The 21,194-nt window shown below is 68.2% G+C and carries 25 protein-coding genes; 21 read left to right on the forward strand and 4 right to left on the reverse strand.

Annotated features, from left to right (window positions below; all coding sequences use genetic code 11):
• The first annotated feature begins 259 nt into the window (after window positions 1-259).
• The gene (locus tag K9U40_RS00800; RefSeq protein WP_282888419.1) at window positions 260-508 is read left to right on the forward strand and encodes a hypothetical protein; all 249 of its coding nucleotides are present in this window, start codon (window positions 260-262) and stop codon (window positions 506-508) included.
• 5 nt (window positions 509-513) lie between these two features.
• Here the strand turns inward: K9U40_RS00800 and recO are convergent, their stop codons facing one another.
• Window positions 514-1,245, reverse strand: a complete 732-nt coding sequence (recO, locus tag K9U40_RS00805; protein WP_282888420.1) for a DNA repair protein RecO — start codon at window positions 1,243-1,245, stop codon at window positions 514-516.
• Window positions 1,246-1,412: 167 nt separating this feature from the next.
• Here recO and K9U40_RS00810 point away from each other — a divergent pair, with 167 nt between their 5' ends.
• From K9U40_RS00810 to K9U40_RS00865, 12 genes are all read left to right on the forward strand, one after another.
• Complete coding sequence (locus K9U40_RS00810; protein WP_282888421.1) at window positions 1,413-1,727, forward strand: FtsB family cell division protein; 315 nt, start codon at window positions 1,413-1,415, stop codon at window positions 1,725-1,727.
• 155 nt (window positions 1,728-1,882) lie between these two features.
• Complete coding sequence (gene pdhA / locus K9U40_RS00815; RefSeq protein WP_414114750.1) at window positions 1,883-2,899, forward strand: pyruvate dehydrogenase (acetyl-transferring) E1 component subunit alpha; 1,017 nt, start codon at window positions 1,883-1,885, stop codon at window positions 2,897-2,899.
• Between the two features lie 10 nt (window positions 2,900-2,909).
• Window positions 2,910-3,263, forward strand: coding sequence for a hypothetical protein (locus K9U40_RS00820; RefSeq protein ID WP_282888423.1), 354 nt, complete (start codon window positions 2,910-2,912; stop codon window positions 3,261-3,263).
• Between the two features lie 5 nt (window positions 3,264-3,268).
• Window positions 3,269-4,639, forward strand: coding sequence for a pyruvate dehydrogenase complex E1 component subunit beta (locus K9U40_RS00825; RefSeq protein WP_282888424.1), 1,371 nt, complete (start codon window positions 3,269-3,271; stop codon window positions 4,637-4,639).
• A gap of 12 nt (window positions 4,640-4,651) precedes the next feature.
• Window positions 4,652-5,971 carry a pyruvate dehydrogenase complex dihydrolipoamide acetyltransferase gene (locus K9U40_RS00830; protein ID WP_282888425.1) on the forward strand — a complete coding sequence of 440 codons (1,320 nt, stop codon included), beginning with the start codon at window positions 4,652-4,654 and terminating at the stop codon, window positions 5,969-5,971.
• Between the two features lie 130 nt (window positions 5,972-6,101).
• Window positions 6,102-6,338, forward strand: coding sequence for a YdcH family protein (locus K9U40_RS00835; protein WP_282888426.1), 237 nt, complete (start codon window positions 6,102-6,104; stop codon window positions 6,336-6,338).
• A 178-nt stretch (window positions 6,339-6,516) separates the two neighbouring features.
• Entirely contained in the window at window positions 6,517-7,158 is a 642-nt protein-coding gene (locus K9U40_RS00840; RefSeq protein ID WP_282888427.1) for a nucleoside 2-deoxyribosyltransferase, read from the forward strand.
• Window positions 7,151-8,566 (forward strand): dihydrolipoyl dehydrogenase, encoded by a 1,416-nt coding sequence (lpdA, locus tag K9U40_RS00845; protein WP_282888428.1) that lies wholly within the window; start codon window positions 7,151-7,153, stop codon window positions 8,564-8,566. The genes K9U40_RS00840 and lpdA overlap by 8 nt, the downstream gene beginning before the upstream one ends.
• A gap of 119 nt (window positions 8,567-8,685) precedes the next feature.
• Window positions 8,686-8,964 carry a GlsB/YeaQ/YmgE family stress response membrane protein gene (locus tag K9U40_RS00850; RefSeq protein WP_282888429.1) on the forward strand — a complete coding sequence of 93 codons (279 nt, stop codon included), beginning with the start codon at window positions 8,686-8,688 and terminating at the stop codon, window positions 8,962-8,964.
• Between the two features lie 11 nt (window positions 8,965-8,975).
• Window positions 8,976-9,224, forward strand: a complete 249-nt coding sequence (locus K9U40_RS00855) for a GlsB/YeaQ/YmgE family stress response membrane protein (protein WP_282888430.1) — start codon at window positions 8,976-8,978, stop codon at window positions 9,222-9,224.
• A gap of 176 nt (window positions 9,225-9,400) precedes the next feature.
• Complete coding sequence (gene lipA, locus K9U40_RS00860) at window positions 9,401-10,354, forward strand: lipoyl synthase (RefSeq protein ID WP_282888431.1); 954 nt, start codon at window positions 9,401-9,403, stop codon at window positions 10,352-10,354.
• A gap of 2 nt (window positions 10,355-10,356) precedes the next feature.
• Window positions 10,357-10,815, forward strand: a complete 459-nt coding sequence (locus tag K9U40_RS00865; RefSeq protein WP_282888432.1) for a type II toxin-antitoxin system RatA family toxin — start codon at window positions 10,357-10,359, stop codon at window positions 10,813-10,815.
• Between the two features lie 6 nt (window positions 10,816-10,821).
• Here the strand turns inward: K9U40_RS00865 and K9U40_RS00870 are convergent, their stop codons facing one another.
• Entirely contained in the window at window positions 10,822-11,211 is a 390-nt protein-coding gene (locus tag K9U40_RS00870) for a rhodanese-like domain-containing protein (RefSeq protein WP_282888433.1), read from the reverse strand.
• A 235-nt stretch (window positions 11,212-11,446) separates the two neighbouring features.
• Here K9U40_RS00870 and K9U40_RS00875 point away from each other — a divergent pair, with 235 nt between their 5' ends.
• From K9U40_RS00875 to K9U40_RS00905, 7 genes are all read left to right on the forward strand, one after another.
• Window positions 11,447-12,364, forward strand: coding sequence for a branched-chain amino acid ABC transporter permease (locus K9U40_RS00875; RefSeq protein WP_282888434.1), 918 nt, complete (start codon window positions 11,447-11,449; stop codon window positions 12,362-12,364).
• The gene (gene livM, locus K9U40_RS00880) at window positions 12,364-13,899 is read left to right on the forward strand and encodes a high-affinity branched-chain amino acid ABC transporter permease LivM (protein WP_414114751.1); all 1,536 of its coding nucleotides are present in this window, start codon (window positions 12,364-12,366) and stop codon (window positions 13,897-13,899) included. The genes K9U40_RS00875 and livM overlap by 1 nt, the downstream gene beginning before the upstream one ends.
• Entirely contained in the window at window positions 13,899-14,825 is a 927-nt protein-coding gene (locus tag K9U40_RS00885; protein WP_282888436.1) for an ABC transporter ATP-binding protein, read from the forward strand. Before livM ends, K9U40_RS00885 begins: the two co-directional genes overlap by 1 nt.
• Window positions 14,822-15,595, forward strand: a complete 774-nt coding sequence (locus tag K9U40_RS00890) for an ABC transporter ATP-binding protein (protein ID WP_282888437.1) — start codon at window positions 14,822-14,824, stop codon at window positions 15,593-15,595. The genes K9U40_RS00885 and K9U40_RS00890 overlap by 4 nt, the downstream gene beginning before the upstream one ends.
• Window positions 15,595-16,038, forward strand: coding sequence for a DUF6867 family protein (locus K9U40_RS00895; RefSeq protein WP_282888438.1), 444 nt, complete (start codon window positions 15,595-15,597; stop codon window positions 16,036-16,038). The genes K9U40_RS00890 and K9U40_RS00895 overlap by 1 nt, the downstream gene beginning before the upstream one ends.
• 120 nt (window positions 16,039-16,158) lie before the next feature.
• Window positions 16,159-17,259, forward strand: a complete 1,101-nt coding sequence (locus K9U40_RS00900; protein WP_282888439.1) for a branched-chain amino acid ABC transporter substrate-binding protein — start codon at window positions 16,159-16,161, stop codon at window positions 17,257-17,259.
• Window positions 17,260-17,671: 412 nt separating this feature from the next.
• Window positions 17,672-18,736 (forward strand): bile acid:sodium symporter family protein, encoded by a 1,065-nt coding sequence (locus tag K9U40_RS00905; protein ID WP_282888440.1) that lies wholly within the window; start codon window positions 17,672-17,674, stop codon window positions 18,734-18,736.
• A gap of 7 nt (window positions 18,737-18,743) precedes the next feature.
• On the opposite strand, the gene K9U40_RS00910 is transcribed toward K9U40_RS00905, so the two are convergent.
• Together K9U40_RS00910 and K9U40_RS00915 are read right to left on the reverse strand one after the other, a co-directional pair.
• The gene (locus tag K9U40_RS00910; RefSeq protein WP_282888441.1) at window positions 18,744-19,616 is read right to left on the reverse strand and encodes a DUF296 domain-containing protein; all 873 of its coding nucleotides are present in this window, start codon (window positions 19,614-19,616) and stop codon (window positions 18,744-18,746) included.
• 49 nt (window positions 19,617-19,665) lie between these two features.
• Window positions 19,666-20,754: a lysine-2,3-aminomutase-like protein gene (locus K9U40_RS00915; protein ID WP_282888442.1), complete on the reverse strand. Its 1,089-nt coding sequence runs from the start codon at window positions 20,752-20,754 to the stop codon at window positions 19,666-19,668.
• Window positions 20,755-20,826: 72 nt separating this feature from the next.
• Between K9U40_RS00915 and K9U40_RS00920 the strand changes: the two genes are divergently transcribed.
• Entirely contained in the window at window positions 20,827-21,150 is a 324-nt protein-coding gene (locus K9U40_RS00920; protein WP_282888443.1) for an XdhC family protein, read from the forward strand.
• Window positions 21,151-21,194 lie beyond the last annotated feature (44 nt).

Here is a 21,194-nt window from a genome sequence, read left to right on the forward strand (position 1 = left end):
CCTGTGGCGAAGGTGGCCATCACAGGCGCGTCCCACAACCGCCCCACGAAAAACGTGCCACCGCCGGATGCCTGAATGGAAGCTGAATTTACCGGCATCGCCCATGGTAAATCATGGCGGAAATCCGATGATGAGCCTGTCCTTAACAGTTCACGCTGGGCGTGAAAATTCAAGGAGGGAACAAAATCACGCCCCAGCGACGTTACAGCATCAATCAGCCGGGCGACGAGTACGCTCGAGCCATAAGGAGGTGCGAGACATGAGAACGGCAACTCTTGCTGCGGGAGGCATTATCGCGGCGGCCCTTCTTGGCGCCGTGCCCTCCGCTTCGGCCGGATCGCTGGCGGGCAGCGGATCGACCTTCGCGGGTCAGGCGCAGGCGCAGGCCCAGGTGGAAGACGTGCGCTGGGTGCGGCGGTGCTGGCAGGAGCGCCGCTGGTGGAACGGACGCCGGCATTGGGTCACGAGGTGCCGCAACGTCTGGGTGGGGCCGCGGCGCTACTGGTGACGGCCTCAGGCCGGTGCCGTGCCCCGGCGCCAGGCCGAGACAAAAGCCGCGCGCGCATCGGACAGTCCGAGCCCGCGCGGCTCGAGCACCCGCGTCAGCAGGAAATGCCCGGTCAGGCGCAGTGCATCCTCGACATCGCCGGGGCCGGTCGCGGCGGCACCGTCCAGCAGGAAGCCGGGGAGGGGGAACAGGCGATCCGCATAGGGCGCGCCGGCCTCCCCGCAGACGGCCCTCCCGCTTTTCGGCGACACATAGACAAGATCGTCCCGGCGGCCGGTGGCGGCGCAGGTTTCCAGCTCCAGTCCGAAGCCCAGCTCCGCGAGCAGGGCCAGCTCGAACCGAGCCAGCAGCCGGCCGGCCGACTCGCGATCCTCGAAGGCGTCGAGGATCGCGCCGAGGGTCAGGAACAGGCCCTCGTGGGGATCACGCTCCGGCAGCAGATGCAGCACCTGCGCCATGTGGGTGAAGCCGAAGGCGGCATGGGGCGCGCGCATGAGCACATCGGTGCGCACCACGGCCGGTTCCAGCGCATAATTGCCCATGTGCTCGTCGAGACGCGCCCGCCAGGTGGCGCTCACGGTATTGCCGGGCTGGAGCAGCGGCGCCTGCCGCCGCGAGGCCCCGCCCCGCACCATGCCGAGGTGCCGGCCGCGCCGGCGCGTAAGCAGTTCCACGATGGCGTTGCCCTCGCCGTGCCGCCGCACCCCCAGTACGATGCCTTCGTCGGTCCATTCCACGGTTGCGCTTGTCCGGCTTCGGAATTGGGGATGGAGCGCGCCGCCGGCGCGGCCGCCGATGGATGCACTCCGGCGCTCGGGCGACACTGAACGCCGTCCGCGCGCAAGACGCAACTGTGTGGGACCGCCTTAAGACAGCGGAAACCCGAAGCGGCGAGGATGCGGCCATGCAGAGCCGCTCGCGCCTTCAGTCCATCCTCGCCACGCTCGCCCTCCACCTCGGAGCGGCGGCGCTCATCGGCTATTTCGCCTACCATGCCTACAATGGCGATCACGGGCTCGTCGCCAAGCGCAACTACGAGCAGGAGATGAAGGTGCTGGAGGCCGAGCTCGCGACCCTCAAGGCGCAGCGCCGTGCCATGGAGAACAAGGTGTCCCTGCTCGCGCCCAACCAGCTGGATCCGGACATGCTGGACGAGGAGGCGCGTCGCCAGCTCAACTTCATAAACGGCAAGGATCTGGTGCTGCTTCGCAGCAAATGAACCATAAAATGGTTCACAGCACTAATGAACCATTTTATGGTTCATTTTAGTGAAATCAAGCATTTGCAACGTGTTGCAATGCAGCACGAAGAATTTCGCGCTTTGAGGCCGTCGGGAGCTGGGATAGGAAGGCGCAGTTCCAGCGCTTCCTGAGGATGCCGATGGCCGCCAAGAAAACTTCCGCCCGAGCCGCCGATGCCGCGGCCCCGGCACCCTTCACCAAAGACCAGGATCTTCTCGCCTACCGCGAGATGCTGCTCATCCGCCGCTTCGAGGAGAAGGCCGGGCAGATGTACGGCATGGGCCTCATCGGCGGCTTCTGCCATCTCTACATCGGCCAGGAGGCCGTGGTGGTGGGCATGCAGATGGCCATGAAGCCGGGTGACCAGGTCATCACCGGTTATCGCGACCACGGCCACATGCTGTCCACGGGCATGGCCGCCAGCGGCGTCATGGCCGAGCTCACCGGCCGCCGCGGCGGCCTGTCCAAGGGCAAGGGCGGCTCGATGCACATGTTCAGCATCGAGAAGCAGTTCTTCGGCGGCCACGGCATCGTCGGCGCCCAGGTCTCGCTCGGCACCGGCCTCGCCTTCGCCGATCGCTACCGGAACAACGGCAACGTCTCGGTCACCTATTTCGGCGACGGCGCGGCCAACCAGGGCCAGGTCTACGAGAGCTTCAACATGGCCGAGCTGTGGAAGCTGCCGGTCGTGTACGTGATCGAGAACAACAAGTACGCCATGGGCACCTCGGTGTCCCGCGCCTCGGCCCAGCAGGACTTCTCCAAGCGCGGCACCTCCTTCAACATCCCTGGCGAGCAGGTGGATGGCATGGACGTGCAGGCGGTGAAGGCCGCCGGCGAGCGGGCGCTCGCCTTCGCCCGCGAGGGCAATGGCCCCTACATCCTGGAAATGCAGACCTACCGCTATCGCGGCCACTCCATGTCGGACCCGGCGAAATACCGGTCCAAGGAGGAGGTCCAGAAGATGCGGACCGAGCACGATCCCATCGAGCAGGTCCGTACCCGTCTCCTGGAAGCCCACGGGGCCACCGAGGACGAGCTGAAGAAGATCGACGCCGAGGTCCGCGAGGTCGTGAACGAGGCGGCGGATTTCGCCACCAACGATCCCGAGCCCGACGTGTCGGAGCTGTACACGGATATCCTGCGCTGAGCCGCGGGCCGTGGCCGCGCTGTTCTATGTCCTCGCCGGCCTGGCGCTCCTGGCGGCGATCCTCGCCTGGGGCGTCGCCGTGCGCGGCGGCCTGAAGGCCATCGCCGCCAACCGCGCGGCGGGGCAGGGGGGCGGCGCGGGCAGCTACGCCCTGCTCGCGCTCTGGCCCTTCGCCGTCAGGCGGCGGGGCCGCGAGGCGGACGCCGACGCGGTGCGGACCGGCAAGGCGGCCATCGCCTTCTTCGTGTCCGTGACCGTCGCGGTCGCCGCCATCTCCGCCTACACCAATCTCACCTACAAGCCCCCCGTGGCCCCGGCCGGCTCCTCGCCGGCCGGGGCCACGGGCGCGCCGAGCAAGAGCTGACAGCCATGGCCATCGAAGTCCTCATGCCGGCCCTGTCTCCCACCATGGAGAAGGGCAATCTCACCAAGTGGCTCAAGAAGGAAGGCGACACCGTCAAGTCCGGTGACGTGCTTGCCGAGATCGAGACCGACAAGGCCACCATGGAGGTGGAGTCGATCGACGAAGGCATCCTCGGCCGCATCCTCGTACCCGAGGGCGCCCAGGACGTGGCGGTGAACACCCCCATCGCCACCATCCTTGCCGACGGCGAGGATGCCAGCGCTGCCCCGGCGCCCGCCCCCAAGGCCGCCGAGAGCGCCCCCGCCCCCGCCGCTGCGCCGGCCCCAGCGGCGCCGGCCGTGATCGCCCCGCAGGCGGCGGCCCAGCCCGATCCGGAGGTGCCGGCCGGCACCGAATTCGTCACCCAGACCGTGCGCGAGGCCCTGCGCGACGCCATGGCCGAGGAGATGCGCCGCGACGGCGACGTCTTCGTCATGGGCGAGGAAGTGGCCGAATACCAGGGCGCCTACAAGATCACTCAAGGCCTGCTCCAGGAGTTCGGCGACCGCCGCGTCATCGACACCCCCATCACCGAGCACGGCTTCGCCGGCGTCGGCGTGGGTGCGGCCATGGCGGGGCTGAAGCCCATCGTGGAGTTCATGACCTTCAACTTCGCCATGCAGGCCATCGACCACATCATCAACTCGGCGGCGAAGACGCTCTACATGTCCGGCGGACAGGTGCAGTGCTCCATCGTGTTCCGCGGCCCCAACGGCGCCGCCGCCCGCGTCGCCGCCCAGCACAGCCAGGACTACACCTCCTGGTATTCCAACGTGCCCGGCCTCAAGGTGATCGCGCCCTATTCGGCGGCCGATGCCAAGGGCCTGCTGAAGGCCGCCATCCGCGATCCGAACCCGGTCATCTTCCTTGAGAACGAGATTCTCTACGGCCACTCCTTCGAGGTGCCGAAGCTCGATGACTACGTGCTGCCCATCGGCAAGGCGCGCATCGCCCGTCCCGGCAAGGACGTGACCCTCGTGTCCTTCTCCATCGGCATGACCTATGCGCTGAAGGCGGCGGACGAACTGGCCAAGCAGGGCATTGAGGCGGAGGTCATCGACCTGCGCACCATCCGCCCCATGGACGTGGACACCATCATCGCCTCGGTGAAGAAGACCGGCCGCTGCGTGAGCGTGGAGGAGGGCTGGCCGCAGTCCGGCGTCGGCGCCGAGATCGTCGCCCAGCTCATGGACAAGGCCTTCGACTGGCTCGACGCCCCGGTGCTGCGCGTCACCGGCAAGGACGTGCCCATGCCGTATGCCGCCAACCTCGAGAAGCTCGCTTTGCCTTCGGTGGCGGACGTGATCGAGGCCGTGCACGCCGTGACCTATCGCTGAGGAGAGAGACGAATGCCCATCGAGATCCTGATGCCGGCCCTCTCTCCCACCATGGAGAAGGGCAACCTCGCCAAGTGGCTCAAGAAGGAAGGTGACACCGTCAAGTCCGGTGACGTGCTTGCCGAGATCGAGACCGACAAGGCCACCATGGAAGTCGAGTCCATCGACGAAGGCGTCCTCGCCAAGATCCTGGTGCCGGAAGGCTCCCAGGACGTGCCGGTGAACCAGCTCATCGCCGTGCTGGCCGGCGAGGGCGAGGATGTCGCGGCCGCTGCCGCCGGTGCCGGAGGGGGCAAGCCGGCTGCCGCTCCTGCTGCCGCTGCCGCCCCCGCCGCCGCGGCTCCGGTGCCTGCCGCCGCTCCCGCCGCCAACGGGCAGGGCGGTCGCGTGTTCGCCTCGCCGCTCGCCCGCCGGATCGCCAAGGACAAGGGCATCGACCTTGCCGCGCTCGCCGGCTCCGGCCCGCACGGCCGCATCGTCGCCCGCGACCTGGAAGGCGCCAAGCCCGGTGCCAGGCCGGCCGCCGCTCCCGCGCCGGCCGCTCCCGCGTCCGCCGCTGCGCCTGCCCCCAAGGCGGCGGTCGCCAGCGCGCCCGGCGCCGAGCAGGTCAAGGCCATGTTCGAGGCCGGCAGCTACGAGGAAGTGCAGCTCGACGGCATGCGCAAGACCATCGCGCGCCGCCTGGTCGAGAGCGAGCAGGTGACCCCCACCTTCTTCCTCACCGTGGACTGCGACCTCGACGACCTCATGGCCCTGCGCGAGCAGGTCAACGCCAATGCGGGCAAGGACAAGGACGGCAAGCCGACCTACCGCGTCTCGGTAAACGACTTCATCATCAAGGCCATGGCGCTGGCGCTCCAGAAGGTGCCCGCCGCCAACGCGGTGTGGGCGGAAGACCGCATCCTGCGCATGAAGCACTCCGACGTGGGCGTCGCGGTGGCCATCGACGGCGGCCTCTATGCGCCCATCGTGAAGAAGGCCGAGCAGAAGACCCTCTCCACCATCTCCAACGAGATGCGCGACCTCGCCGGCCGCGCCCGCACCAAGAAGCTGAAGCCGGAGGAATATTCCGGTGGCTCCACCTCGGTGTCGAACCTCGGCATGATGGGGATGCGCAACTTCACCGCCATCATCAACGCGCCGCAATCCTCCATCCTCGCGGTGGGCACCTCGGAGCAGCGGGCCGTGGTGCGCAATGGCGAGATCAAGGCGGTGATGCAGATGACCGTGACCCTCACCTGCGACCACAGGGTGATGGACGGCGCGCTCGGTGCCGAGCTGCTCAGCGCGTTCAAGGGCTTCATCGAGAAGCCCATGTCCATGCTGGTGTGATCTGCGCATCCGGTCCCTGCCGGCGTGAGGCTCGCCCCGAGGCTGCGGCAGATCAAATCCTGCCGCCGTCGCCCGGTGTAGCTGCGGGGCAGCGGCGTTTCCCGCCGTAGCACCAAGGAAGGTTGAAACCATGAGCCACACGCCCCACGAGCTTGCCGCGGACTTCCCGGACCATGCCGAGAAGATCCAGGCGCTGAAGCTCTCGGATGCTCATTTCGCCAAGCTCTATGACGCCTACCACGAGGTGAACCGTCAGGTGCACCGCGCCGAGACCGACGTGGAGCCCACCGGCGATATCGAGATGGAAGCCATGCGCCGCGAGCGCATGCGCCTCAAGGACGAGCTTTTCGCGCTGCTGTCCCGCTGACGGCGCAGGCCCGGTGGAAAGCGCGGTCCGCTCCATCGGACCGGGCATGACAAGAACCGGAGCGCCTTCTCGCGAGGCGCTCCGCAAGACCGGCCGGGGGCCGGGCGCACTGGAAAAGGACCCGCCCGGCGCCGGCCGAAGACCGGAGCCGATGCCATCATGGAGACGGGCAAGCCTGATGAAGCTGTATCTCGCCGGCCCCGAAGTGTTCCTTGACGATGCGCGCGAGATCGGCCGGCGCAAGGTGGCGCTGTGCGCCCGCTTCGGCTTCACCGGCCTCTACCCGCTCGACGGCGATCCGCTGCTGGATGCGGCGGCCGGCGCCGCGAGCCGCGCCATCTTCGCCGCCAATCTTGCGCTGATGCGCTCGGCCGACGCCCTCGTCGCCAATCTCACGCCGTTCCGCGGTATTAGCGCCGATCCCGGCACCGCGTTCGAGGTGGGCTTTGCCTTCGCGCTGGGCAAGCCGGTGGCGGCCTATTCCAACCTTCCGGGCGAGCTGAAGCACCGCGCCCGTTCCGTGATCGGCCCCGCCGGCGGCGAGGGGCAGCCCGCTTCCCTGCTGGCGGATGGCCTGCACGTGGAGGACTTCGGCCATTTCGACAACCTCATGCTGGCCGAGGCGCTTGCCGCGTCCCGCCTGCCGGTGATCCAGGCGCCGGCACCGGCCGCCGATCCCTTTCGCGACCTGATGCTGTTCGAGCAGGTGCTCGCCCTGCTCGCCGAGGCGCGGTCCGCAGGCCGCCTCGGCACCCCCGATTTTCCCTCCCATCCAGAACCCGCCGCAGACGCGCGCGGCGAGGAGACGTTCCATGGCTGACAGTTACGACATCATCGTCATCGGTGGCGGGCCGGGCGGCTACGTGGCCGCCATCCGGGCGGCGCAGCTCGGCTTCAAGACCGCGGTGGTGGAGAAGAGCCATCTCGGCGGCATCTGCCTGAACTGGGGCTGCATCCCCACCAAGGCCCTGCTGCGCTCGGCCGAGATCTACCACTATATGGAGCACGCCAAGGACTACGGCCTCTCCGCCGAGAAGATCGGCTTCGACGCGGCGGCCGTGGTGAAGCGCTCGCGCGGTGTGTCGGCCCAGCTCGCCACCGGCGTCGGCTTCCTGCTGAACAAGAACAAGGTGGACGTGATCTGGGGCAAGGCGACCTTCATCGCCCCCGGCAAGCTGAAGGTGGAAGCCGCCCAGAACCCGCCCAAGGGCGCCAAGGGCGGCGGCGACTACACCGCCAAGCACATCATCGTCGCCACCGGCGCCCGCCCGCGCGCGCTGCCCGGCCTTGAGCCCGACAAGAAGCTGATCTGGACCTATTTCGACGCCATGGTGCCGGAAAAGATGCCCAAGAGCCTGCTGGTGATGGGCTCGGGCGCCATCGGCATCGAGTTCGCCTCCTTCTACCGCACCATGGGCGCCGAGGTGACCGTGGTGGAGGTGCTGCCGCAGATCCTGCCCGTCGAGGACGAGGAGATCGCCGCCGTCGCCCGCAAGCGCTTCGAGAAGCAGGGCATGAAGATCATGTCCGGGGCGAAGGTGACCGGCGTCACCAAGCATGCCGACAGCATCACCGCCCATGTGGAGGATGCCAAGGGCGTCAAGCACGACATTACCGTGGACCGCATGATCTCGGCCGTGGGCGTGGTGGGCAACGTGGAGGGCCTCGGCCTCGAGGGGCTGGGCGTGAAGATCGAGCGCGGCATCGTCGTGACCGATGGCTATGGCCGCACCAACGTGCCCGGCGTCTATGCCATCGGCGACATTGCCGGCCCGCCCATGCTGGCTCACAAGGCGGAGCATGAGGGCGTGATCTGCGTGGAGACCATCAAGGGCCTCCACACCCACCCCATGGACAAGAACAAGATCCCCGGCTGCACCTATTGCACGCCGCAGATCGCCTCCGTCGGCCTCACCGAGAAGAAGGCCAAGGAAGCCGGCCGCGAGATCAAGGTGGGCCGCTTCCCCTTCATTGGCAACGGCAAGGCCATCGCGCTCGGCGAGCCGGACGGGCTGGTGAAGACCATCTTCGACGCCAAGACCGGCGAACTGCTGGGCGCCCACATGGTGGGCGCGGAGGTGACCGAACTGATCCAGGGCTTCGTCGTGGCCATGAATCTGGAGACCACCGAGGAGGACCTGATTCACGCGGTATTCCCGCACCCGACCCTGTCGGAGATGATGCACGAGAGCGTCATGGCCGCCTACGGTCGCGCCATCCACGTTTGATCTTGCGGAGCGGCGCGGGAGATGTTTCCCGCGCCTCTCGCCAAAGGGCCGTGGCGGCGGCATGATCCGCCACCACCCGCCGGTTGTCCGCCGGATCGAGGGGTGCACTGGGGGCCGCGATGAACAATGAGACCTACGCATTCCTGAGCCAGCCAGGGGTCGGCTTCTTCTCGCTGATCCTCATCGGCGTGATCGCCGGCTGGATCGCCGAGCGAGTGACGGCAAGCAATCACGGCCTGCTGACCAACCTTCTCGTCGGCGTCGCCGGCGCCTTCATCGGTGACAAGCTGGCCTCGGTGCTGAACGTGCCGGTGTTCGGCTTCTTCCGCACGCTGATCGCGGCCATCGTCGGCGCCATCCTGCTGCTGTGGATCTGGCGCGCGATCCGCTCGCGCTGAGGGAGGCTGGCATGATCATTTCCATCCTCGTCGGCATCATCGCGGGCTTCCTTGCCGAGAAGCTCATGAAATCCTCGGGCGGCCTCCTCACCAACCTCGTCGTGGGACTGGTAGGCGGCATGCTCGGAGGCTGGGTGGCAGGGGCGCTCGGGCTCAACTATATCGGCGACGGCATGCTCGACCGCATCGTCATCTCCACCTGCGGGGCGGTGCTGCTGCTCGCCATCTGGCGGGCGGTGACCGGCAAGCGGCCGGCCTGAGAAAACGCATGGTCGCAGCGCGCGCCGTGTGGCTTCCGGCCCGGGATGGCGCGCGTTATGGTGAAATGAGTTCCATGCCCGGCCCGGACCCTCGTCCGGGCGGGGCTCTGCCCGAGACGGGCGCTTTCCCCTGCCGGGAGCGGCATTCTCCTGCCGGGGGTTGAGAGACGAAACGCATGGTCACGGTCATCGACACGCTCGCCCGCCCACGCCACCCGGAAAAGGCCAACCGCCCGGAAACCGAGGTGCTGCGCAAGCCCGACTGGATCCGCGTGAAGGCGCCGGGCTCGGCCGGCTGGTCGCAGACCGCCGACATCGTGCGGGCCAACGGCCTGCACACCGTGTGCGAGGAGGCCGGCTGCCCCAATATCGGCGAGTGCTGGGAGAAGAAGCACGCCACCTTCATGATCATGGGCGACACCTGCACCCGAGCCTGCGCCTTCTGCAACGTGCGCACCGGCCTGCCGGAGGCGCTCGACCAAAGCGAGCCGCAGAAGGTGGGCGACGCGGTGGCCAAGCTCGGCCTGTCCCACGTGGTCATCACCTCCGTGGACCGGGACGACCTCGCCGACGGCGGCGCCGAGCATTTCGCCCGCACCATTGCGGCCATCCGCAAGTCGAGCCCCGGCACCACCATCGAGATCCTCACCCCCGATTTCCTGCGCAAGGACGGGGCGCTTGAGGTGGTGGTGGCGGCGCGGCCCGACGTGTTCAACCACAATCTGGAGACCGTGCCCGCCAAATATCTCTCGGTGCGGCCCGGCGCGCGCTATTTCCACTCCCTGCGCCTGCTGCAGAAGGTGAAGGAGCTGGATGGCTCCATCTTCACCAAGTCCGGCATCATGGTGGGCCTCGGCGAGGAGCGGCCGGAAGTGCTCCAGCTGATGGACGACCTGCGCTCGGCGGACGTGGATTTCATCACCATCGGCCAGTATCTCCAGCCCACGCGCAAGCACCACAAGGTGGAGCGCTTCGTGACGCCGGACGAGTTCAAGGCCTATGAGACGGTGGCCTATGCCAAGGGCTTCCTGATGGTTTCGGCGAGCCCGCTCACGCGCTCGTCCCACCATGCGGGCGACGATTTCGAGAAGCTGCGCGCGGCCCGGGCGGCGCGTCTCGGCCGGGCCTGATCGTGCCATCCTTCTCCAACGCCCGGCGTGTGAAGCACGGGGCACGGGACATGTTCGACCTGGTGGCCGACGTGGAGCGCTATCCCGAGTTCGTGCCCCTGTGCCAGTCGTTGCGCATCAAGCGGCGCATGAAGTCCGACGAGGGCGTGGAGATCCTGGTGGCGGACATGACGGTCGCCTACAAGCTCATCCGCGAGACCTTCACGTCGCGGGTGACGCTGGACCGGCCGCGCCTCACCATCCATGTGGAATATCTCGACGGGCCCTTCAGCCGGCTCGACAACCGCTGGGAGTTCGTCGGGCAGGGCGAGGGCGCGTGCGAGGTGAAGTTCTTCATCTCCTACGAGTTCCGCTCGCGGGCGCTGGCCATGCTCATGGGCGCCATGTTCGACGCCGCCTTCCGCCGCTTCGCCGATGCCTTCGAGGCGCGGGCGGATCAGGTCTACGGCACGGTGGGGTAGGGCGCCTCAGCCCGCCACCGGCCCGCCCGCCTCCTTCCACGCCTTGAAGCCGCCGCCCACATGGGCCACCGGCTTAAGCCCCATGTCCTGCGCCGTGGCCGCCGACAAGGCGGAGCGCCAGCCCCCGGCGCACAGGAAGACGAAGGGCCGGTCCTCGCCGAAGGGCGGCTTGAAATAGGGGCTCTCGGGGTCGATCCAGAATTCCAGCATGCCCCGTGGGCAGTGGAATGCGCCGGGAATGCGCCCCTCCCGCTCCAGCTCGCGCGGGTCGCGCACATCCACCAGCAGCGCGCCATCGTCGATGCGGCGCCGGGCCTCGTCCGGCGTCAGGGTCTCCACGCGGGCGTTGGCCTCCTCGACGAGCTGCTTGAAGCCGCGGGTGATGGTCTGGGGCATGGCATGTCGCTCCGGCGAGGCGGCAGGTGGGTGCGGGAAGGAGGCGGCCGAGGCGAAGCCCTGTCAAGTCGCGGCCCCCACGCGGGACGCCCCTACCCCAACGTGAATGCCCCGCAGCGCGGCGCAATTGTCTCGACGGACAGGGCGGGTTATGAGTCGGAAAAGAGGCAGCGCACAATCGTCGGGCACGATGACAAAATAAGCGCGCCGACCAGACAGAGGGGTTCAGCGGCGGATGGAAGTGTTCCTCCAGCAGCTCATCAACGGATTGACCCTCGGGTCGATCTACGGATTGATCGCCATCGGCTACACGATGGTGTTCGGCATCATCGGGATGGTGAACTTCGCCCACGGCGACGTGTTCATGGTGAGCGCTTTCATCGGCCTCATCTGCGTGCTCCTGCTCACCACCGTGCTGGGGATGAGCTCCATCTTCCTCATCCTCGCCATCACCCTCCTGGTGGCCATGGTGTTCACCGGCCTCGTGAGCTGGACCATCGAGCGCGTTGCCTACCGGCCCCTGCGCGGCTCGTTCCGCCTCGCGCCCATGATCTCGGCCATCGGCATGTCCATCCTGCTCTCCAATTTCGTGCAGGTGGCCCAGGGCCCGCGCAACAAGCCGCTGCCGCCCATGGTGACCGACGTGATCGTGGTGATGGAGCGCGACGGCTACGAGGTCACGCTGGCCTACAAGCAGATCATCATCATGGTGGTCACCGCGGCGCTGCTCGCCGGCTTCTGGTGGCTGGTGCAGAAGACGCCCCTCGGCCGCGCCCAGCGCGCCTGCGAGCAGGACCGCAAGATGGCGGCGCTGCTGGGCGTGAACGTGGACCGCACCATCTCGCTCACCTTCGTCATCGGCGCCGCGCTCGCCGCCGTCGCCGGGGTCATGTACCTCATGTATTACGGCGTGGTGAACTTCGCAGACGGCTTCGTGCCGGGGGTCAAGGCCTTCACCGCCGCCGTGCTGGGGGGCATCGGCTCGCTGCCGGGGGCGGTTCTGGGCGGGCTGCTCATCGGCCTCATCGAGACCTTCTGGTCCGCCTATTTCTCCATTGAATACAAGGATGTGGCGGCGTTCTCCATCCTCGTGGTCACGCTCATCTTCCTGCCGCAGGGCCTGCTCGGCCGGCCGGAAGTGGAGAAGGTCTGATGGTGCATCCGCCCGTTGCCGATATCCCGCCGGGATCTCTGCCGTCCGGATCCCTGCCTCAGGTCGATGTGCCAAGCGGAGTGCCCAACGGCCTGCCCGGCGCGGCGCCCCCGCCGCCCGTGGCCCCGCATCGGGGCTCCGTCATCGGCAGCGCCGTCACCGATGCGATCGTGAGCGGCCTGCTCACGGGCCTGCTGCTGCTGCCGCTGGTGGGCTTCCGCGCCACCGAATCGGGCAGCGGGCCGCTCGGCCTCACCTATCGCTTCGGGCTGGTTGCGGTCTTCGCCGCCATCGTCGCAGTCCTGCGGCTGGTGCTGAACCTCACCGTCTGGCGCCGCGGCCGCAAGGTGAAGACGGGCACGGAGCCCTCCGCCTTCGCCGCGCTGGTGCAGAAGGCGGCGCCGGCGCTCCGGCCGGCCTTCTTCTCCTTCGCCATCGCCTATCCCTTCCTCGCCATCCTGCTGTCGGGGGGCCTCAGCCCAAGCCGCTACTGGGTGGACCTCGGCATCTATGTGCTCACCTATGTGATGCTGGGATGGGGCCTCAACATCGTGGTGGGCCTCGCCGGGCTTCTGGATCTCGGCTACGTGGCCTTCTACGCGGTGGGCGCCTACACCTTCGCCCTGCTCTCCACCAGCGTGCCGTTGAACGAGTTCTTCGCCGGCCATCTGGGGGAGGGGTTCTGGACCGCATGGTCGTTCTGGCTGTGCCTGCCGGTGTCCGGCATCCTCGCCGCCTTCTGGGGCGTGATCCTGGGCTTTCCGGTGCTGCGGCTGCGGGGGGATTATCTCGCCATCGTCACCCTGGCCTTCGGCGAGATCATCCGCCTCGTGCTCATCAACTGGGTGTCGCTGACCAATGGCGGGGCGGGCATCTCCTCCATCCCGCCCATCTCCTTCTTCGGCGTCCCCTTCAACAGCTCGGATGACGGATTCGCGGCCAGATACGGCCTCGATTTCGATTCCATGCACCGGATCATCTTCCTGTATTTCGTGATCCTGGGGCTGGCCGTCCTCACCGCGCTGGTCACCATCCGGCTGCGGCAGATGCCGGTGGGCCGGGCCTGGGAAGCCCTGCGCGAGGACGAGATCGCCTGCCGCTCGCTGGGCATCAACACCACGCTCACCAAGCTCACGGCCTTCGCCACCGGCGCCATGTTCGGCGGTTTTGCCGGCGCCTTCTTCGCGGTGCGGGTGCGTTTCGTCTCGCCGGAGAGCTTCACCTTCATGGAATCGGCGGTGATCCTCGCCATCGTGGTGCTGGGCGGCATGGGATCGCAGATGGGCGTGGCGGGAGCCGCCATCCTGCTCATCGGCGGCATGGAGATGCTGCGCAACCTCTCCTTCCTGAAGGCCGATTTCCTGTTCGGACCGGATTTCGACCCCTCCCTCTACCGCATGCTGATCTTCGGCTTCGCCATGGTGGCGGTGATGGTGTGGCGCCCGCGGGGCCTTGTCTCCAGCCGCCTGCCCACCGTCTTCCTGAAGGAGCGCAAGGCGGTCTCCGCCTCCCTCGTCAAGGAGGGCCACGGCTGATGGCGAGCCTTGATCCCGTGGCCGGCGCGCGGGCGCCGATCCTCGCGGTGGACCATCTGTCCATGCGCTTCGGCGGCCTCATCGCGGTGAACGACGTATCCTTCGTCGCCGGCCGCGGCGAGGTGACCGCCGTGATCGGGCCCAACGGCGCCGGCAAGACCACCGTGTTCAACTGCATCACCGGCTTCTACAAGCCCACTACGGGCCGCCTCGCCTTGTTCCATGGCGGCGCGGCGACGCCGGAGGAACTCGACGCCGTCACCGCCTCGGGCCTTGCCTGGGGGCGTACCGCCGCGGGCGCGCTCTATCTGCTGGAGCGGCTGCCCGATCACAAGGTGGCGTCCTGGGCGCGGGTCGCCCGCACCTTCCAGAACATCCGCCTGTTCTCGGGTATGACCGTGCTCGAAAACCTGTTGGTGGCGCAGCACATGTCGCTCACCAGCGCCGGGCTGCTCAACCCCGCCGCGCTCCTCAACCTGCCGTCCTGGAAGCGCCAGCAGAAGGGCGCCATGGACAAGGCGCTCTACTGGCTCAACCAGATCGGCCTCGTCGAGCGTGCCGACGATCCCGCCGGCGACCTGCCCTATGGCGACCAGCGGCGCCTCGAGATCGCCCGCGCCATGTGCACCAACCCGGTTCTGCTCTGCCTCGACGAGCCGGCCGCCGGCCTGAACCCGCGGGAATCGGCGGCCCTCAACGAGCTGCTGCTGTCCATCCGGCGCGATCATGACACCTCCATCCTGCTCATCGAGCACGACATGTCGGTGGTGATGGAGATATCGGACCACGTGGTCGTGCTGGAATATGGCTGCAAGATCGCCGACGGAACGCCGGACGAGGTGCGCAACGATCCCAAGGTGATCGCCTCCTATCTCGGCGTGGAGGAAGACGAGGCGGCCGTGGTGGAAGCGGAGGTGGGCGCATGAGCACCCAGACCCTCGCCCCCGGCGCCGTCGCCGCCAGTCCCGCGCCGAAAGGCGCGCCGCTGCTGTCGGTCAGCGGCGTCACCGCCTATTACGGCAAGATCATCGCGCTGAAGGGCGTGGACATCGAGGTGAACGAGGGCGAGATCGTCACCCTCATCGGCGCCAACGGGGCCGGCAAGTCGACGCTGATGATGACCATCTGCGGCAGTCCCCAGGCCCGCGACGGCCGCATCGTCTTCGCCGGGCGCGACATCACCGGCCTGCCCACCCACGAGATCATGCGCCTCAACATCGCCCAGTCTCCCGAGGGCCGGCGCATCTTCCCGCGCATGAGCGTCTACGAGAACCTGCAGATGGGCGCCGCAATCACCGGCAACACCCATTTCGCGCAGGATCTGGAGCGCATGTTCGAGATGTTCCCGCGCCTCAGGGAGCGCATCGACCAGCGCGGAGGCACCCTGTCCGGCGGCGAGCAGCAGATGCTCTCCATCGCACGCGCGCTCATGAGCCGCCCGCGCCTGCTGCTGCTGGACGAGCCCTCGCTGGGCCTCGCGCCGCTGGTGGTGAAGCAGATCTTCGACGCCATCAAGCTCTTGAACGAGACCGAGGGCCTCACCGTGTTCCTGGTGGAGCAGAACGCCTACCACGCCCTCAAGCTCGCCCACCGCGGCTATGTGATGGTCAACGGACGCGTCACCATGTCGGGCACCGGCGCCGAGCTGCTGGCCCGGCCGGAGGTGCGCGCCGCCTATCTGGAGGGAGGGCGCTGATGGCATCGAAGGCGGATCCGGGGCGCGCCTCGTCGCCCCTGCTCATCGGCCCGCTGGCGGTGATCGCCGTGCTGGTGGTGGTGCTTGCCGTCTGGCCGCGGGAGCTGATCGGCGCCTCGCTGGCCGATTTCCTGCTGGTCACCCTGTTCCTCGGCGGCGCCGCCGCATGGCGGACCGGCAAGGCGGTGGCGCATGGCTGGGCGCCCTTTATGCAGCTCGTGTTCTATTGCCTGCTGCTGGCCGGCGCGGTGCGCTTCTGCCACTTCGCCCTGTTCGAGGACGAGTTGTTCTCGCTGGAGCCGTTCGCGGTGGAGTTCGTGCTGCTCACAGCCATCGCGACCCTGGGCTTCCGCGCCCATCGCAAGCGGCAGATGACGGTACAGTACGGCTGGATGTACGAGCCGGCGGGGCGGCTTGCCTGGCGGCCCAAAACCTCCGGTTGAAACCGGCCCGAGGCGCCTTGCGCGTCATCGACAGGCCGGCGAATTGCGGCACAATGCGCCAGCATGGTTTCACTGGAAGGCGGGCCGGTGTCCCGCTTCCGGACGAAAGGGAGAGACTTGATGAAGAAGCTCTTGATGGCGTCGCTCGCGCTCGGCGCTGGCCTCGTGCTCGCGGCCCAGGCCCAGGCGCAGGTGAAGATGGGCGTCGGTGGCCCCATGACCGGCGGCGCGGCAGCCTTCGGTGCCCAGCTGAAGACTGGCGCCGAGCAGGCCGTGGCCGACATCAATGCTGCCGGTGGCATCCTCGGCCAGAAGATCGAGCTCTCGGTCGGCGACGACGGCGGCAAGCCCGAGCAGGGCAAGTCCGCGGCCAACAAGTTCATCTCCGACGGCGTGAAATACGTGGTCGGTCACTTCAATTCCGGCGTTTCGATCCCGACCTCGCAGGACTATGAGGAAGCCGGCGTCCTTCAGGTCAGCCCGGCCTCCACCAACCCGACCTTCACCGAGCGCAAGATGTGGAACACCTTCCGCGTCTGCGGTCGCGACGACCAGCAGGGCACCGTCGCCGGCAACTACATCGTCAAGAACTTCAAGGGCAAGAAGGTCGCCGTCGTCCACGACAAGACGCCCTACGGCAAGGGCCTTGCCGACGAGACGCAGAAGGCCATGAACAAGGGCGGGGTGAAGGAAGTCCTCTATGAGGGCATCAATCCCGGCGAGAAGGATTATTCCGCCCTCGTCTCCAAGCTCAAGGCGGCGGGCGTCGATCTCGTCTATTATGGCGGCCTGCATCCCGAGGCCGGCCTGATCGTGCGCCAGATGCGCGACCAGGGCATGAAGACCGTGTTGTTCGGTGGGGACGGCATCACCGACAAGGAATTCTGGACCATTGCGGGCCCCGGCGCCGCGGGCACGCTGATGACCTTCGGCCCGGATCCGCGCAACAACCCGGCCGCGAAGGACATCGTGGCCGCGTTCAAGGCCAAGGGCGTCGATCCGGAAGGCTACGTGCTCTATTCCTACGCGGCCGTGCAGGCGATCAAGCAGGCGGCCGAGGCGGCCAAGACCCTCGACCCCAAGAAGGTGGCGGCCGAGCTGCACTCCGGCAAGACCTTCAACACCGTGCTCGGCCCGCTCTCCTTCGACAAGAAGGGCGACATCACCAAGCTCGACTACGTGGTCTACGTCTGGAAGGACGGCGCCTACACCCAGCTCTGACCGGCTCGCCCCGGCGACAGGAAGGCCCGCGCTGCGCGCGGGCCTTTTTCGTTGCCGGATCTCTCACGCTGGCGGATACGGGCTGGACCCGGACTTGAGCAGGCCGTCATCCTGCCGGCAGTCCAAGGACAGACCGGGTGGCGCCGGCCCGCTCTGCTCCGATGGCGCCTTGCCTGACACGACGTGTCGCGCCCAGGATGCCATGTTTACCGTCGCGGCCGGTTGACCCGGCGGGCCACAGGACGCAGTTTAGGTATATTGTCGACAGGAAGATCGGCGAAAGCTGGCGCCGGCCGCTTCAGGCGGCCGAGGTCAGCGACAAGCGTGCGCACGGAGCCTCAGGCGTCCGGACGGGCGATGGGGCAGGGAACGGTCTTGGGAGCGCAGGTCTCACGCCCTCGCATCCCGGCCCATGTTGTCACGACTGAAGCTCGACCCGTTCGTCGTCGCCCTCGCCCTCACCGTCTCCCTGGCCCTGCTGTGGCCGCAGCCCGGCGTCACGGGCGGCGTGCTCCACGCCGACAAGGCCGCGAGCTGGGGCGTCGCGGTGATCTTCTTCCTCTATGGCATCTCGCTGGCGCCGAAGCGGCTGCTCGAAAGCGCCACCCGCTGGGAACTGCACCTCGTGGTGCAGCTCGGCACCTTTCTCCTGTTTCCCGCTGTCGTGGTGGCGGTGCTGGCCCTGATGGGCGAGCGCCTGCCCGAGGCGGTGGCGACGGGGTTCTTCTTCCTCGCCGCATTGCCGTCCACGGTCTCGTCCTCGGTGGCGATGACTTCGCTGGCGCGCGGCAACGTGCCGGTGGCCATCTTCAACGCCTCCGTCTCCAGCCTCATCGGCGTGTTCGCGACGCCGGTCCTGATGGCCTGGTACCTGCACACGGTGGGCGGGGGCATGGATCTGGGCCCGGTGATCCTCAAGCTGGTCGTGCTGGTGATCCTGCCGCTGGCGGCGGGGCAGGCGGCCCGGCCGTTGCTGCTGAAGCTGGTGGAGCGCCATCGCCAGGCGGTGCGCATCGCCGACCGGGCGGTGATTCTCGCCATCGTCTACAATTCGTTCTGTGACAGCGTGGCCGCCGGCGTGTGGAAGGGGCAGAGCCCGGTATTGCTATTGGAGATCGTGGCCGGCGTGCTGCTGCTGTTCGCCGTGGTCTATCTGCTGACCGGGTTCGCCTGCCGGGTCTTCGGCTTCTCCCGGCCAGACACGATCGCGGTGGTGTTCTGCGCGTCGAAGAAGTCGCTCGCCACCGGGCTGCCCATGGCGCAGGTGATGTTCAACGGGTCGCCGGACCTGTCGCTGATCATCACGCCCATCATGCTCTACCACTTTCTCCAGCTGGTCATCGTCGGCATCATCGCCGGCCGCAGCGGGGCGCTGGAGGCGGAGGAGACCGAGCCCGCGCTCCTCGCCGAGAGCGAGGAGGATCTCGTGGCGGACGCCGTGCCGCAGCGGCGCCAGGCCTCCTCGCCGGCCTCCTGAGCGGGGTTCAGCCGGCGGAGGTCTCCTCCACCGCCAGCTCGAAGGTGATAAGCACCGGATTGGCGCCTCGCGCCAGCCGGCCCTCGGCCAGCACGCCGGTGAGACCCACGAGGGCGATGTCGATCTGCGCCTCCGGCGCGCCGGAGGCGTCCGGCGCCACCAGGCCCGAGGTCACGAACACCTCGGTGGCATAGTCGTCCACCGGCGCGGCGTCGGTAAAACGGGCGCCGATGAGGCTGCCCACCCCGCCGCGCAGCCGCCCGCCGGCAAAGCCATGGCGACGGCACAGCGCCTCCACCGCGGTGCCGATCTCCACGTTCGGGCGGATGCGGGCGAAGGCGATGCGCGGGCGGCCTTCGGCCGGCGCCATGCGGGCATGGGGGGTGAACAGCGGGAAGTTCGTTTCCGGATCGAAATCGGCGGTGGTCTCCACCTCGGCGGCGCCATAGGCGCGGGCGCGGATGGGGGCCGTCACGACCGCGTCGTGGGGCATCACATGGCCGCCGTGGCGGGAGCCGTCCGGCTCGGTCCAGAAGGCGTGGCAATGGATGAAGGGCGCGCCCTCCTTGCGCCCGAAGGTGACGTTGCCGCGCTCAAGGCGCGTCTCGCCCGCGGGGGTAAAAGGCGCGCTGTACCAGGCGGCGTGGTCGGTGTCCGGGGAGGCGGCCGGCATCACATAGGTGAAGGGGCCGAAGGCGCCGCCGGAGATCTCCACCTGCGCCGCGCCCATGCCCGCCGCGATCAGCGGCCCGGTGATGGCGGCATTGAGGGTGAGGCCCGGTTCCAGCGTGAAATCGAGCACCTGCAGCCGGCCCACGGCGCTCTCGATGCGCTCCTGCGGCGCCGGCCCCGGCTGCGCAATCCGGCGCTTGTCCCCCATGGCGTCCCCCCTTGTTTGCCCTGTGCGATAGCACGGGCGGACGCCGCCATCATCCCTCCGGGGGATAGAGATGGACGCCGCCGCAATTGTCGGAGACGGCGAGGCGTGCGCCGGCGGGGGCAAGGTGGTCCGGGGTCAGGGGCACCTTGCCGGCGCCGCCGGGAATGTCGAGTACATAGGTGGGCAGCGCGATGCCCGAGAGCCGCCCGCGCAGGGCGCGCATCAGTTCCTGCCCCCGCGCGATGTCGAGGCGGAAATGGGCGGTGCCGGGGGCAAGGTCCGGATGGTGCAGGTAATAGGGCTTCACCCGGCATTCCACGAGGCTGCGGAACAGGGTGGCGAGGGTTTCCGCATCATCGTTCACCCCGCGCAGCAGCACCGACTGGGACAGGAGCGGAATGCCGGCGTCCGCCATGCGGGTGAGGGCTGAGCGGGCGGCCGGCGTCAACTCGCGGGCGTGGTTCACATGCACCGCCACGTAGGAGGTGAGGCCCGGCGCCTTGAGCGCGGCAATGAACGCGTCGCTCACCCGCTCCGGCGCGGCGATGGGCACGCGGGTGTGGAAGCGGACGATCTTCACATGGGGCAGGGCGGCAAGGCGCGCCATCACCTCGCCCATGCGGCGCGGTGAAAGCATGAAGGGGTCGCCGCCGGTGAGGATCACCTCCCAGATCTCGGGATGGGCGGCCAGATAGGCGAATGCCTCGTCCAGCGCCTCCGGCGACAGGGTGGCGGCCGCGCCCGGCCCCACCATCTCGCGGCGGAAGCAGAAGCGGCAATAGACGGCGCACACCCCCACGATCTTCAGCAGCGCCCGGTCCGGATAGCGGTGGACGATGCCCGGCACGGGGCTGTGGGCCTCGTCGCCGATGGGGTCGGCAAGCTCCTCCGGCCGCACCTCCAGCTCGGCGGGATGGGGCACGAACTGGCGGGCGATGGGGTCGGCGGCATCGGTCCGGTCGATGGCGGCGGCGAGCGTCGGCGGCACGGCCACCGCATAACGTGCCGCCACGCGGGTGAGCGCCTCGAGGTCGCGCGCGTCGGCAAGGCCGGCGGCGACGAGGTCGTCGCCCGAGCGCAGGGTGCCTTGATCGCGGGCGGGCAGAGGCAGAAGGTTTGGCAGCAGAAGGTTTGGCATGGGCGTTCGGGCACCTATATGGGATGCGTCCGGCCTTGCCAATTCAAGAGCCTTGCCGGAAGGAGCGATGCCATGGACGTGACCGAAAGCGATGTTCTGGCCGCCGCCGAGCGCTGGCGCCGCGAGGGGCGGGGCGTCGCGCTGGCCACCGTGCTGGAAACCTGGGGCTCGGCCCCCCGCCCGGTGGGCAGCCGGCTCGTCATCGACGCCGACGGCAATTTTCTGGGCTCGGTTTCCGGCGGTTGCGTGGAGGGCGCGGTGGTGGGCGAGGCGGCGGACGTGATCGCTTCCGGCACGCCGCGGACCCTCGAATTCGGCGTCGCGGATGAGACCGCCTGGAAGGTGGGTCTCTCCTGCGGCGGCAAGATCGCCGTTTTTGTCGAGCGCGTGGATTGAAAAGGTGGCCGATGACGTGGCGCGTCCGGCGTTATATTCATTGG

The sequence above is a fragment of the Xanthobacter autotrophicus genome, from assembly GCF_030015065.1.
Lineage (GTDB): Bacteria > Pseudomonadota > Alphaproteobacteria > Rhizobiales > Xanthobacteraceae > Xanthobacter > Xanthobacter autotrophicus_D.

Coding starts and splice junctions, on each gene's coding strand:
- K9U40_RS00800 (WP_282888419.1), top strand. CDS start 260: ATGAGAACGGCAACTCTTGCTGCGGGAGGCATTATCGCGGCGGCCCTT.
- K9U40_RS00810 (WP_282888421.1), top strand. CDS start 1,413: ATGCAGAGCCGCTCGCGCCTTCAGTCCATCCTCGCCACGCTCGCCCTC.
- pdhA (WP_414114750.1), top strand. CDS start 1,883: ATGCCGATGGCCGCCAAGAAAACTTCCGCCCGAGCCGCCGATGCCGCG.
- K9U40_RS00825 (WP_282888424.1), top strand. CDS start 3,269: ATGGCCATCGAAGTCCTCATGCCGGCCCTGTCTCCCACCATGGAGAAG.
- K9U40_RS00830 (WP_282888425.1), top strand. CDS start 4,652: ATGCCCATCGAGATCCTGATGCCGGCCCTCTCTCCCACCATGGAGAAG.
- K9U40_RS00835 (WP_282888426.1), top strand. CDS start 6,102: ATGAGCCACACGCCCCACGAGCTTGCCGCGGACTTCCCGGACCATGCC.
- K9U40_RS00840 (WP_282888427.1), top strand. CDS start 6,517: ATGAAGCTGTATCTCGCCGGCCCCGAAGTGTTCCTTGACGATGCGCGC.
- lpdA (WP_282888428.1), top strand. CDS start 7,151: ATGGCTGACAGTTACGACATCATCGTCATCGGTGGCGGGCCGGGCGGC.
- K9U40_RS00850 (WP_282888429.1), top strand. CDS start 8,686: ATGAACAATGAGACCTACGCATTCCTGAGCCAGCCAGGGGTCGGCTTC.
- K9U40_RS00855 (WP_282888430.1), top strand. CDS start 8,976: ATGATCATTTCCATCCTCGTCGGCATCATCGCGGGCTTCCTTGCCGAG.
- lipA (WP_282888431.1), top strand. CDS start 9,401: ATGGTCACGGTCATCGACACGCTCGCCCGCCCACGCCACCCGGAAAAG.
- K9U40_RS00870 (WP_282888433.1), bottom strand. CDS start 11,211: ATGCCCCAGACCATCACCCGCGGCTTCAAGCAGCTCGTCGAGGAGGCC.
- K9U40_RS00875 (WP_282888434.1), top strand. CDS start 11,447: ATGGAAGTGTTCCTCCAGCAGCTCATCAACGGATTGACCCTCGGGTCG.
- livM (WP_414114751.1), top strand. CDS start 12,364: ATGGTGCATCCGCCCGTTGCCGATATCCCGCCGGGATCTCTGCCGTCC.
- K9U40_RS00885 (WP_282888436.1), top strand. CDS start 13,899: ATGGCGAGCCTTGATCCCGTGGCCGGCGCGCGGGCGCCGATCCTCGCG.
- K9U40_RS00890 (WP_282888437.1), top strand. CDS start 14,822: ATGAGCACCCAGACCCTCGCCCCCGGCGCCGTCGCCGCCAGTCCCGCG.
- K9U40_RS00895 (WP_282888438.1), top strand. CDS start 15,595: ATGGCATCGAAGGCGGATCCGGGGCGCGCCTCGTCGCCCCTGCTCATC.
- K9U40_RS00900 (WP_282888439.1), top strand. CDS start 16,159: ATGAAGAAGCTCTTGATGGCGTCGCTCGCGCTCGGCGCTGGCCTCGTG.
- K9U40_RS00905 (WP_282888440.1), top strand. CDS start 17,672: ATGTTGTCACGACTGAAGCTCGACCCGTTCGTCGTCGCCCTCGCCCTC.
- K9U40_RS00910 (WP_282888441.1), bottom strand. CDS start 19,616: ATGGGGGACAAGCGCCGGATTGCGCAGCCGGGGCCGGCGCCGCAGGAG.
- K9U40_RS00915 (WP_282888442.1), bottom strand. CDS start 20,754: ATGCCAAACCTTCTGCTGCCAAACCTTCTGCCTCTGCCCGCCCGCGAT.
- K9U40_RS00920 (WP_282888443.1), top strand. CDS start 20,827: ATGGACGTGACCGAAAGCGATGTTCTGGCCGCCGCCGAGCGCTGGCGC.